The organism is Streptomyces sp. NBC_00984, from assembly GCF_045162475.1.
Lineage (GTDB): Bacteria > Actinomycetota > Actinomycetes > Streptomycetales > Streptomycetaceae > Streptomyces.
On record NZ_CP108734.1, the window covers coordinates 5537109 to 5549420 of the forward strand.

At 70.8% G+C, this 12312-nt stretch carries 10 protein-coding genes; 4 read left to right on the top strand and 6 right to left on the bottom strand.

The window, feature by feature from the left end:
• Positions 1–49: 49 nt before the first annotated feature.
• From OG520_RS24790 to OG520_RS24800, 3 genes are all read right to left on the bottom strand, one after another.
• The gene (locus OG520_RS24790; protein WP_406014640.1) at positions 50–1858 is read right to left on the bottom strand and encodes an LCP family protein; all 1809 of its coding nucleotides are present in this window, start codon (positions 1856–1858) and stop codon (positions 50–52) included.
• 223 nt (positions 1859–2081) lie between these two features.
• Positions 2082–3323 carry an LCP family protein gene (locus OG520_RS24795; protein ID WP_406014641.1) on the bottom strand — a complete coding sequence of 414 codons (1242 nt, stop codon included), beginning with the start codon at positions 3321–3323 and terminating at the stop codon, positions 2082–2084.
• Positions 3324–3493: 170 nt separating this feature from the next.
• On the bottom strand, positions 3494–4246 hold the full coding sequence (locus OG520_RS24800) for a TIGR03089 family protein (RefSeq protein WP_406014642.1): 753 nt from the start codon (positions 4244–4246) through the stop codon (positions 3494–3496).
• Positions 4247–4383: 137 nt separating this feature from the next.
• Here OG520_RS24800 and OG520_RS24805 point away from each other — a divergent pair, with 137 nt between their 5' ends.
• The 3 genes from OG520_RS24805 (at position 4384) to OG520_RS24815 (ending at position 8084) form a co-directional block, all read left to right on the top strand.
• Complete coding sequence (locus OG520_RS24805; RefSeq protein WP_406014643.1) at positions 4384–5787, top strand: N-acetylmuramoyl-L-alanine amidase; 1404 nt, start codon at positions 4384–4386, stop codon at positions 5785–5787.
• Positions 5788–5895: 108 nt separating this feature from the next.
• A complete protein-coding gene (locus tag OG520_RS24810; RefSeq protein ID WP_399327835.1) occupies positions 5896–6987 on the top strand; it encodes a sugar phosphate nucleotidyltransferase in 1092 nt (363 codons plus the stop codon).
• Between the two features lie 98 nt (positions 6988–7085).
• Positions 7086–8084: a DNA-3-methyladenine glycosylase family protein gene (locus OG520_RS24815; protein ID WP_406014644.1), complete on the top strand. Its 999-nt coding sequence runs from the start codon at positions 7086–7088 to the stop codon at positions 8082–8084.
• A 204-nt stretch (positions 8085–8288) separates the two neighbouring features.
• Here OG520_RS24815 and OG520_RS24820 read toward each other — a convergent pair whose 3' ends face one another.
• From OG520_RS24820 to OG520_RS24830, 3 genes are all read right to left on the bottom strand, one after another.
• On the bottom strand, positions 8289–9614 hold the full coding sequence (locus OG520_RS24820) for a coenzyme F420-0:L-glutamate ligase (protein ID WP_406014645.1): 1326 nt from the start codon (positions 9612–9614) through the stop codon (positions 8289–8291).
• Entirely contained in the window at positions 9611–10567 is a 957-nt protein-coding gene (gene cofD, locus OG520_RS24825; protein WP_385546620.1) for a 2-phospho-L-lactate transferase, read from the bottom strand. The genes OG520_RS24820 and cofD overlap by 4 nt, the downstream gene beginning before the upstream one ends.
• A gap of 165 nt (positions 10568–10732) precedes the next feature.
• Positions 10733–11233: a cysteine dioxygenase family protein gene (locus OG520_RS24830; protein ID WP_266418453.1), complete on the bottom strand. Its 501-nt coding sequence runs from the start codon at positions 11231–11233 to the stop codon at positions 10733–10735.
• A gap of 714 nt (positions 11234–11947) precedes the next feature.
• Between OG520_RS24830 and OG520_RS24835 the strand changes: the two genes are divergently transcribed.
• The gene (locus OG520_RS24835) at positions 11948–12211 is read left to right on the top strand and encodes a WhiB family transcriptional regulator (RefSeq protein WP_030927001.1); all 264 of its coding nucleotides are present in this window, start codon (positions 11948–11950) and stop codon (positions 12209–12211) included.
• Positions 12212–12312: the final 101 nt, after the last annotated feature.

Genomic DNA, 12312 nt, shown 5'->3' on the forward strand with positions numbered 1-12312 from the left:
CAGGACCCCCCTGCTGCTCAGACTCGTTGTTCCGCGCAGTGACCCGGTGTCACTTGGCGCACTCTGCCTTGTCGGCGTTTGCTTGCTGAATGTCGGCCGGCACCTTTGCCGGTCCGACGATGGGCGTGCCCGCGCCCTTGAAGTCGTTGCCCAGGGTCAGCACCATCGCCTGGAGCCCTTCGGCGTCCGTGGTGCCCTTCTTCATGGCCGAGCCGGGCAGGCCCATCATGGCGGCCAGCGCGCGGGCCTGGTCCGCCTGGTTCGGCGCGTACTCCAGCGTCGTCTTCGCGACCTTCGCCGGGGCGTTCGCCTTGTTCGTGGACTTGAGTGCGCCCTGGTCGTTCTGCAGCCAGGCGACCGTCGCCTGCGCGGCGCCGGGCACCTTGCCGCCGTTGTACACATCGACGCGTACGTCGCCCGCGGCCGCCTTGGAGCCCTTGAGGAGCGCGTCCTGCTTGCTCTTCGCGGCCTTCTTCTTCGACTTCACCTCGGTCAGCGAGGTGTCGTCGCGCATCATGGCGAACAGCGGGTCGGACTTGGGCGGGTTCAGTACGACGGTGACCGGTGTTTTCTCGGCCGGGTTGTCGAGCACCGGCACCGTGGTGAAGGTGATGTTCTTCGTGTTGACCTTGCTGAGCTCCTGGGCCAGCGAGGCCAGCTTCTTCCCCGTGCCGATGCCGGTGTCGACGGTGAGTGCCTTGGTCGCCGCGTCCGCCAGCTTGTACAGCTTGGTCGGGCTGGTCAGGGTGTCGTCCGACTGCATCTGCCGGATCATCGAGGCGATGAACTGCTGCTGGACCTTGATCCGGTCCAGGTCGCCATGGTTGCCGAAGCTGTGCCGGGTCCGTACGAACGCCAGGGCGTCCTCGCCCTGGATGCGGTGCTCACCGGCCGGCAGGTCCAGGTGCGAGTCCGGGTCCTTGACCGGCTTGGCCAGGCAGATCTCGACCCCGCCGACCGCCGTGGACAGCTCCTTCACCGCGTTGAAGTCGACCATCATGAAGTGGTCGACCTTCAGGCCGGTGATCTCCTTGACCGTCTCCATGGTGCAGCCGGGGTTACGGCCCTCCTGGCCGAGGCTCTGGTTGAAGCGGACGTTCTGCGTCCCCGGGACGACCTTCTCCGAGCCGTCCGGCTGCTTGACCTTGCAGTCCGGGATGTCGGTGATCAGGTCGCGGGGGATGCTCAGCGCCGTCGCGTTGGTGCGGTCCTCGGAGACGTGGAAGAGGATGTTGGTGTCGGCGTGGCCCACGCTGCCCTTGTCGCCGTAGCCCTCGTTGCCCTTGCCGGTGCGCTTGTCGGTACCGATGATCAGGATGTTGATCGGGGCGTCGGTGTCGAAGACGTTCTTGTTGCCGGACCCGCCCACGTCGACCGTGTTCAGGTTGCCGTTGAAATGCTGGTACAGCGCGTACCCACCCACCGACAGGCCGACCAGAACGAAGGCCATCGTGCCGCCCGTCCACAGCAGAGCCTTCTTGCGGCGGGCCTTGGGGGCCTTGCGGCTGCGGCGGCCCGCCGGGCCGCCCGGACCGGAACTCTCCTGGCCGCGCGGGCCGTTGGCCGAACGGCGGCTGCGCTGCCCCGGCACCTCGCGGTTCGAACCGGACCCCTGGCCGTCGCGGGCCGGATTCCGGCGCTCGCCCCTGCCGTCACGGGAGGCGCCTCTGCGCCCGCCGCCGTCCTCCCGGGCCGGTCCTCTGCTTTTGGGAACACGCGCGCCGGAAGTACGGGAAGGGCCGTCCGAATCCCCTCCGGAATTATTCAGTCGCAGTTCGTAATCGCCGGTGTGCGGGTTGAGTACCCACTGGTCTGCGGGGTCGATTCCGTCCGCCCGCCCACGGCTTTGCGCATCCACGGTTGCTTGAGTCCTCCGTCGGTGCCACGCGAGGCGCCTCCCCCGATCAGGCGCTCGATCTTTCGCTCCAGAAGTGCGCGGCCTGGTGGCCGGCAGCACCGGATCGCGTCACACTATCGGCCCTGTTCCACGTCGAGCGACGTGCGTGACAAATTCCACGGTCCTTACAACTGGTCATACTGCCCATTACACGCCGATCACCGGCTTCTGTTTGGGAATTGCTTTACTGCTTGCACAGGTCCGCCGCCGCGTTGTTGCCCGAATATGTGGGTGTGGGGCTGGGGCCCGAAGCATCCGGGGTATCGGTCGCGGCATTGTTTTTCCCGTTGTTCTTCTCGTCGTCACGCTTGAGCCGGTCCGCCGGGACCACGGCGACCGGATCGTCGTCGCGCAGCCGCTTGAAGAGCCGGTTCGCATCGGGCTGTACGAGTTCGTCCCGGTTCCGGTTGGCGGCGTACGGCTGCCGGGGCACCGTCAGGAACTGCACCTTGTCGGTCGGTACGTTGCGCATGCCGCGCACCAGCTCGTACAGGTCCTTGAGGCTGTCCAGCCCCGGGTCGGTGGTCAGCGCCTTGGTGGCCGCGTCCAGCACCGGGTAGAGGCGGGTCGGATTGAGCAGTACACCGTCGCTCTGGACCTTGTTCACCAGCGCGCCCAGGAACTGCTGCTGGCGGTCCATCCGTTCGGTGTCGCTGCCGTTGCCGATCGACTTGCGGGCCCGTACGTACCCCAGCGCCTGCTCGCCGTCGAGCTTCTGGCGCCCGGCGGGGAGCTTCAGGTGGGCGTCCGCGTCGTCGACCGGCTTCTTCAGGCAGACCTCGACCCCGTCCACGGCGTCGACCATGTCCTTGAAGCCGTTGAAGTCGACGACCATGTGGTGGTCGATCCGGACGCCGGTCATCTTCTCGACCGTACGGATCGTGCAGGCGGTGCCACCGAACTCGAAGGCCCAGTTGAACTGGGCGAATTGTTTCTTCGTGGCCGTGCCGTCCGCCTTGTGGCAGACCGGGATCTGCACCATCAGATCGCGCGGCAGGGACATCGCGGTGGCGCTCTTCCGGTCCGCTGCGAGGTGGAGCAGGATCGTGGTGTCCGATCGCTGGCTGCCGCCGTCGTCACGGCCGTACTTGCGGTTGTCCCCGGCCCGGCTGTCCGAGCCGATGAGCAGGATGTTCTCCGCGTCGTGCACCACGGAGGCGGGCCGCTCCCGCTCGTACGCCTTGAGTTCGGCGGCGGCGGACGTGTCGGTCCTGATGTTGCCGTCGAGCTTCCGGTACAGCCACGCGCCGACGCCCGCCGCGACCAGGACGACGAACGAGGCGCCGAGCGCGGTCCAGCGCAGCCAGTGGTGCCGGTGCCCGGCTCCGGATACCGGGGCGCCCGATCCGTTCCCGGACCGCGACTTGTCCCCGCCCGCCGCCGGGTCGTCCGGCGGGCCGGCGCTTTCACTCACGTCTGCGTCCATCCTTCACGTTCGGCGGCGCGTCGGGCCGCCGGTCGCAGGAGTAGACGGCTGAACCTCACGCTTGGTTGTGTCCTTGGTGGTCCGTAACGCCGATCATGTACCGGAGTTGAGGCGTAGCCCCCGAGGACTCGACGCGACGTGGGCCGGAAGAGTGGCCCTCAGCCTGCTTGTCATACCGCGCTGTTGGTGACCCGCTCGCTCTCCACACGCTTCGCCAGCCCTTCCTCGCCCAGTCGGCCCAGGTGCCGGCACAGGACCACGGACCCCCCGGCGGCCAGCGGCGCGAACAGCCCCGCGCTCAGCCCCTCCCAAGTGTCGTACGTACGCCCCGTGAGCAGCCGCGATCCGGCGGACAGACCGAGCCCGCCGGCATCCTCGCGGGCCCGCGCCACCAGCCGCGCCGATGTCAGCTCGACGCCGTCCACCGCCAGCGCGGGGGCGTCCGGGTCCACGGGGGCGAACGGCGCGAACCGGTCGCCCTGGCTCGGCACCTCGACCGCGTAGTCCGCGAAACCCTCGGGCGCCTGCGGAAACCTGCCGCCCAGCGGGCGCAGCGCCAGGGCGACCCGCTCGCCGCGGCAGGCGCGCGCGGCCTCCAGGGTGTCCGGGCCGCTGACGACGAGGTCGGCCCCGGCCGGGTCGCCCTGCACATCGGCGATCACGCCGACCGAGGAACAGGCGAGCAGCCAGACCGCGGACTGCCAGTGCGCGGGCAGCAGAAGCGCGAGCCGGTCGCCCGGTCCGGCGGCGAGGTCGCCCTGCAGGAGGTTGGCGGTCTTGGCCACCCAATTGGCGAAGGTGGCCACCGACAGTTCGACGCGTTCTCCGGTGGCGTCGTCGTAGAAAGTGACCAAGGGGCGGGCCGGGTCCGCGGCGAGTGCGGAACGCAGCAGGTCGGCAGGGGTGCGGTCGGTGGCGTTCATCCGCGCAAGGGTACGCGGCGGCCACCGGCCCGGCGGGGAGGAAGGGTGCCGGATGCACCGGATGGGCAGACGGGCCGTCAATTGCGCGGGCACACCCCGGTGGCCGGAGTTGCTGGTGTATGCCCAGGATTATTCGTATGCGTGCCTTCCTTGCATCCTCGATAGGTGTCACCTGCGCGGCCGTTCTCGTACTGCTGCCGGCCGTGCCCGCGGGCGCCGCCCCCGACACCCGCACCGTCCCCGCCGAGTCGGCCGGGCCCGCCGGGCCCGCCGAGCCCGTCGATGTGCCGGGCTCGACGCAGTCCCTGCCGATGCGGACCCTGCCGGCACCGTCCGACCGGACCACCGACGAACCCACCCGGGCCGCGGCGGCCCCCGAACAGGGGCTGCCCGAACGCGAGGTCCGCCCCTTCTCCCTGGTCGGCGTCGTCTGGGACGACGCGAACGCCGAACTCCACGGCACCGTCCAGGTCCGCACCCGCGCCACCGGCACCGGTGACTGGTCGGACTGGCAGGACCTGGAGACCCACAACGCCGAGCACGCCGCCGACCCCGGCACCGCCGAGCGCGAATCCGGATCCGTCCGGGGCTCCACCGCCCCGCTCTGGGTCGGCGACTCGGACGGCGTCGCGGTCCGCGTACGCCCCGAGGCCCCGGATCCGCAGGACCGCACCGCCTCCCCCGTACCGCTGCCGATCGGACTGCGCCTCGAACTCGTCGACCCGGGCAAGGACCCGCAGCAGCTCCCCGCGACGGACGCCGAGGCCGAAACCGAGGCCGCGACCGGTCCCGGAACCGGAACCACGGCGGGCGCCCCGGCCGCCGAGGACGGGCGCACCACGCCTCTCTCCCCGAGCGTGCTCCCCGCCCTGGGCAAGGCGGCGTCCGAGGCGCAGGGCGAGGCGGAGGCGGGCCTCGCACCCGGCGCCCAGCCGTACATCGGTCCCCGTCCGCGCATCATCACCCGCAAGGGCTGGGGCGCCGACGAGAAGCTCAGGGAACGCACCTTCGTCTACACCAGCACGGTCAAGGCCGCCTTCATCCACCACAGCGCCACGGGCAACAACTACACGTGCGCCCAGGCGTCCTCGGTCCTGCGCGGCATCTACCGCTACCACGTCAAGAGCAGCGGCTGGCGCGACATCGGCTACAACTTCGCCGTCGACAAGTGCGGAAACATCTACGAAGGACGTGCGGGAGGCGTGACGCGGGCCGTCCTGGGAGCGCACACGCTCGGCTTCAACACCAACAGCATGGGCATCGCGGTGCTCGGGACCTTCACCAGGTCGAACCCGCCCGCCGCCGCGGTGAACGCCGTCGCGAAGCTCACCGCCTGGAAGCTCGGTCTGTTCGGCGCCGACCCGCGCGGCAAGACCACGCTCGTCTCGGGCGGCGGGAACAAGTACAAGAAGGGCAAGAAGGTCAGACTCAACGTCATCTCCGGCCACCGGGACGGCTTCGCAACCGAATGCCCCGGAGCGCGTCTCTACAAGAAGCTCGGCTCGGCCCGGACCAGCTCCGCCAAGCTCCAGGGCCGCTAAACGGAACCAAAGGCTGCCGCGGGCCGCTGACCGGGGACGACCGAACCGGTCTGCATACACTGGCCAGCCGAAACCAGGCCAGGCCCAGCAGGAAGCAGAGTCAGTGCTGTGACAGAGGCAAAAGAAGCGATCCTCCTGGTCGGCGGAAAGGGAACCCGGCTGCGCCCGCTCACGGTGCACACGCCCAAGCCCATGGTTCCGGCAGCGGGCGTTCCGTTCCTCACCCACCAGCTGGCGCGCGCCAGGGCAGCCGGGGTCGAGCACATCGTGCTCGCGACGTCGTACCTGGCGGAGGTCTTCGAACCGTACTTCGGCGACGGCTCGTCGCTCGGCCTCCACATCGAGTACGTCACCGAACGCGAACCGCTCGGCACCGGCGGAGCGATACGCAACGTCGCGTCCCGGCTGACCGCGGGCCCGGACGACCCGGTGCTCGTCTTCAACGGCGACATCCTCACCGGCCTGGACATCCGGTCGCTGGTCGCCTCGCACACGAGCTCCGGAGCGGATGTCTCCCTCCATCTCACCCGGGTCGAGGACCCGCGCGCCTTCGGCCTCGTACCGACGGACGGCAGCGGCCGGGTCACCGCGTTCCTGGAGAAGCCCGAGACGCCCGAGGAGATCGTCACCGACCAGATCAACGCCGGGGCGTACATCTTCCGCCGCTCGGTCATCGACACCATCCCGGCCGGCCGCCCCGTCTCCGTCGAGCGCGAGACCTTCCCCGGACTGCTCGCCTCCGGAGCACACCTCCAGGGCATGGTCGACTCCACGTACTGGCTGGACCTCGGCACCCCGCAGGCCTTCGTACGCGGCTCCGCCGATCTGGTCCTGGGCCGCGCCCCGTCCCCGGCCGTGCCCGGCCGATGCGGCGACGGGCTCGTGCTGCCGACGGCCTCCGTCGCCGCCGATGCCAAGATCAGCGGCGGTACGGTGGTCGGAGAGGGCGCCCTGATCGGCGAGGGAGCCCGGATCGACGGCTCCGCGATACTGGCCGGCGCGGTCGTCGGACCAGGAGCCGTGATCAAGGACTCGCTGGTCGGAGCCGGTGCCCGGATCGGCAGCCGTACGGTGCTCACCGGCGCGGTCGTCGGGGACGGGGCCCGGGTCGGCGCCGACAACGAACTGCGCGACGGCATCCGCGTCTGGTGCGGGGCGGTCCTCCCGGACGCGGCGGTGCGCTTCTCCTCCGACGCATAGCGAGGAGCGGTCCCGCGAACGGCGCGGACCGACGAACAGCCGGACACCGGCCGCAGCATTTACCCTCGACAGGCACCCCGACGACCGAGGACCTCACCGTGGCAGGACGATTCGCACCCCGCAGTGCACCCCGCGCGGCCGTCCCGCACCAGGCGGCGGCTCCGGCGGCGGACGCGCTGACCCGTGAGTGGACCCCGCCCGGCCCGCTCGACCTGCGCCTGGTCGTCGGGCCACTGCGCCGCGGCCCCGCCGACCCCACGTTCCGGATGACCGGCGACGGCACGGTCTGGCGGGCCAGCCGCACACCCGCGGGCCCCGGCACCCTCCGCCTCACCGCCCGGGGCGGCCGGATCGACGCGGCGGCCTGGGGCCCCGGCGCACCGTGGCTGCTGGACCGGCTCCCGACGCTGCTCGGCGCGACGGACGACCCGGACGCCTTCCGCCCGCGCCACCGCCTGCTCGCCCTGACCCGGCACCACCGCCCCGGCCTGCGTCTGCTGCGCACCGGCCTGGTCATGGAGTCCCTGATCCCGTCGATCCTGGAACAGAAGGTCACCACGGACGAGGCCTACCGTGCCTGGCGCCTCCTGGTCCGGAAGCACGGCACCCCGGCGCCCGGCCCCACGGACCACGCCGCGTTCACCGCGCTGGGTCTCCACGTCATGCCGGACGCCCGCACCTGGTCCCTGATCCCGTCCTGGGAATGGCACCGCGCGGGCGTCGACGCCAAACGCTCGGGCACGATCCTGCGCGCGGTACGCGTGGCCCGCCGCATGGAGGAGGCGGCTGCCATGGAGCTCCCCGAGGCCATGGCCCGCCTGGAGCTGATCCCCGGCATCGGCCCCTGGACCTCCGCCGAGACGCTCCAGCGCTCGAACGGCGCCGCGGACGCGGTCACCGTCGGCGACCTCCACCTCCCCGGCATCGTCGGCCACGCCCTGGCGGGCAACCGGGACGCCGACGACGAGGAGATGCTGACCCTCCTGGCCCCGTACGAGGGCCAGCGCCACCGGGCGACCCGACTCATCCTGCTGTCGGGCCACACCCCGGCCCGCCGCGCCCCGCGCATGACCCGGGGCGACATCGCCCGCCTGTAGAGCCGCCCGCCCCGGCCCGGCTCCCGGAGCGCCCCCGCCTCAGAGCCTGTCGGGTGACCTCCGACCGGTCGGCCACGCCCTGGCACGCACGCTTCCCGCGCTGTCGTCGGTCGCCAACGCTCCGCGTCGACTCGCTCCTCCGCCTTGGAACCGCACGCACCGGACCGCGTCCGCTTTTCCGATCCGAGGTCACCCGACAGGCTCTCAGCGCACCTCGACGAACGCCTCCGCGTCCCGCCCCGGCCGCGCCGCGGGTTCGGCCGCCGCGCGCCCCACCGCCACCGCCCCCAGCGGATCCCACGTTCCCGGCAGGTCCAGCACCTCGCGCACCACGGAGCGGCAGAACATCGTCGACGACACCCACGCCGAGCCCAGCCGCTCGCCCGCCAGTGCCACCAGGAAGTTCTGGATGCCGGCCCCCGCGGCCACCACGAACATCTCGCGCTCCGCCGTGTCCCGCCGCTCGTCCCCGTACGTGTGGGAGCCGTCCATCACCAGACACGGCACCACCAGGTACGGCGCCCGGCGCAGCACATCGCCCCGCCGCACCCGCTTGGCGATCGACTCCTCGCTCCTGCCGTCACGTCGCAGATCCGCGATCCACGCGTCCCGCATCGCGTCGAGCAGCCGGGTCCGTGCCCCCTCGGACTCCAGCAGGACGAACCGCCACGGCGTCGTGTGATGCGGCGCGGGCGCCGTCACCGCCGCGGCCACGGCCCGCCGCACCGCACCCGGGTCCACCGGTTCGTCGGTGAACTCGCGCACCGTGCGCCGCAGGGTCACCGCTTCCCGTACCGCCTCCGACGTGCCGAGCCGGAACATGTCGTCGGCCGCGACCCGCACCATGGCCCGAGCGCCGCCCGCGGTGTCCGCCGGGTCCACCACATGACCGAGCCCCCGCACGACCGCGACGGGCAGTCCGTCCGCCTTGCCCTTGACCAGATCACCGGCCGAGGCCAGCTCGTCGGCGGTGGCGACCACGGTGGCGCTGAGCGCATTGCCGTACGCGTCCGTGCCGCCGCGCAGATCGTCCAGCACCCGGACCCCGGCCGCCCCGATCGCCACATCGGTCAGTCCGTTGCGCCACGGCCGCCCGAAGGTGTCCGTGACGACGACCCCGACCTCGACGCCGAGCGTGTCCCGCAGCCCGTCGCGGATCGCCCGCGCCGAGGCGTCCGGGTCCTCGGGCAGCAGCAGCACCGTCCCGGCGGGGGTGTTCGAGGCGTCGACCCCGGCCGCGGCCATGACCAGACCCTGCCGGTTCTCGACGATCCGCAGCGCGCCGCGCCGCGCCACCACCCGGACCGTCTCGGCGTCGATCGCCGCCTCCCGGTCGGTCGCCTCGACGATCCGGCCCTCCGCCTTGGAGACGATCTTCGAGGTGACCAGCAGGACGTCACCGTCGACCAGACCCGGTCCGGTCGCGGCGATCAGCTTCGCCAGGTCGTCCCCGGCCCGCACCTCGGGCATCCCGGGCAGCGCCCAGACCCGGTACGAGGGCGCCGCGCCGGAGGCCGCGCCGGCGCTCACGCCCGTACCTCCTCGGCCAGCACCAGCGCCTGCCGGGCCATCTCGGCCGTCGCGTCGACATCGGTCATCATCAGCGGCACGGAACGGCAGCGGATGCCCGCGGCCTCCACCTCGCCGACCGCCCCGGCGTCCACCGTGTCGACGAGCCAGCCGTCGAGCAGCCCGGAACCGTAGTGCGTGGCCACGGCCGACGCCGTCGACTCGACGCCCACCGCGGCGAGCACCTTGTCCGCCATGCCGCGCACGGGCGCGTCCCCGACGATGGGGGAGAGGCCGACGACCGGCACTCCGGCCTCGGCGATGGCCTCCCGGATCCCGGGCACGGCAAGAATCGTCCCCACCGACACGACGGGGTTGGACGGCGGGAAGAGGATCACGTCGGCCTCGGCGATGGCCTCCAGCACTCCCGGAGCCGGCTTCGCCTGCTCGGCGCCGACCGGGACGATCGCCTGCGCCTCGACGGAGGCACGCAGCTTCACCCAGTACTCCTGGAAGTGGATCGCTCTGCGCTCGCCGTCCATGTCGACCGCGACATGCGTCTCGACCCGGTCGTCGGACATCGGCAGCAGCCGGACCCCCGGCTTCCAGCGCGCGCAGAGCGCCTCGGTGACGGCGCTCAGCGGATAGCCCGCGCCCAGCATCTGCGTGCGGACGATGTGCGTCGCGAAATCACGGTCGCCGAGCCCGAACCACTCCGGCCCCACGCCGTACGCCGCGAGCTCCTCCTTGACGTGGAAGCTCTCGTCCGTACGCCCCCAGCCCTGCTCCTCGTTGATGCCACCGCCGAGGGTGTACATCACGGTGTCGAGGTCGGGGCAGACCTTCAGCCCGAACAGATGGATGTCGTCACCGGTGTTGCCGATCACCGTGATGTCCGCGTCGGGCGCGGCCTGCTTGAGGCCACGCAGAAAACGAGCACCACCGATACCGCCGGCCAGAACCACAATGCGCATGCAGACAGTCTGTCAGGCGCAGCCTGGTCCTTGCGGGGGCGGTGGTGGGCGACGGGTGGGCTGTCAGGCGCAGCCTGGTCCTTGCGGGGGCGGTGGTGGGCGACGGGTGGGCTGTCAGGCGCAGCCTGGTCCTTGCGGGGGCGGTGGTGGGCGACGGGTGGGCTGTCAGGCGGGTACGACGTCCACGGCTGCCGGGGCGCACTGCGCCGCGTGCATCGGCATCTCGGTCAGACCCGGGTAGTAGATGTGCAGACTGACGGCCGGTTCGAGGGAGTCGTTGACCACCTCGTGCGCATAGCCGGGCGCGAAGACCCGCTGCGCACCCGCGTCCAGCGCGCGGGTGGTGCGCTCGGTGCGCTCGGTCAACCGGCCGTCCAGGACGGTCAGTACACCGGAGGACCGGCCGTGGTCGTGGAGCCCGCTGCCCTGGCCGGGCACCCAGCTGAGCAGCCAGACCTCGTAGCCGAGTCCGGTGCGCAGCCGGTGGTACCAGCGGGTGGTGGTGTCGTACCGGACGAGCGGTGCCCACTGGGCACGGTCGGCGGCGATGGTGCGGGCGAGTCCGACGAACTCGGCCACGGTGGAGGGGTGCTCGCGGGCCGGCTGGAGGAGGTGCTGGACCTCGAGGATGTCGCCGGCGATCTGAAGGTCGCTGTCGCTGTTCATGGGTGAGGTGGTTCCTCGGCATGGGGGTGCGTGTGCGGGGTGTCGCGGAGCCCGGAGAACCTCGGCCGCGCGGAGGACCGCGGATGAAGAAGTCCTGCGGAAGCGGAAGTGCTGCGGAGAAGCTCTGCGAGAGGAGCTGGATCAGAGCCGGTGCCCTGGGGGCATCAACAGCTGTGACAGCTGGAACAGCAACAGCGGGCCTGGACAGCGGTGCGGAACCCACGGACGTGGGTGGCGTACATCGCGGCGGTCGCTGGCATGCAATAAAGGAGACCGGCTGGATCCGTCGCTGTCAACTCGATGCCCGATTTGGGGGTAATGTTTCACCTCATCCGGTTACTGGATGAGGTGAAAGGTTTATGCAGCCGCCGCGACGGAGATGTGGCGCATCAACCGTGCCCCCAAACCTCGTTGAGCTCCCGTGACCCGACTGTGATCTTGGTCGCTTCGGTGATCGAATCGAAACATCGGGGTGACTCCGGTCGTCTCACTCGGTGAGAAGCGGGGCACGGTGAGGCCCATGGCATATGTCAGGTTTTTGGTGATTTGCACACTTTTCGCATACGCTTGGTTCCGCAGAGTGAATACCTGGGCCAATAGCAGATCTTCGCTTGACTGGCCCGGAGCTACACACTTGTAATTTCACTCGTGTCGTTCGGCCGCAATCAGTAACGGCTGCATCACGGGGACGCAAGAGACAGACGAGGGGCGCACATGACCGAGCTGTTCCAGCAACTGCTGGTCGAGGACGCGGACGAGGAACTCGGCTGGCAGGAGCGCGCACTGTGCGCCCAGACCGATCCCGAGTCCTTCTTCCCCGAGAAGGGCGGATCCACCCGCGAGGCCAAGAAGGTCTGTCTCGCCTGTGAAGTCCGGTCCGAATGCCTTGAATATGCCCTTTCCAATGACGAACGCTTCGGAATCTGGGGCGGTCTCTCGGAACGTGAACGGCGCCGCCTGAAGAAGGCCGCCGTCTGACCGCGGAACCCCGCGGCGACGAAAACGCCTCATCGCCGGAACGCCCTGGCAACCGCACACCCCGACACCGGACATCCCGGACCGCGACCGACCATGGCCCG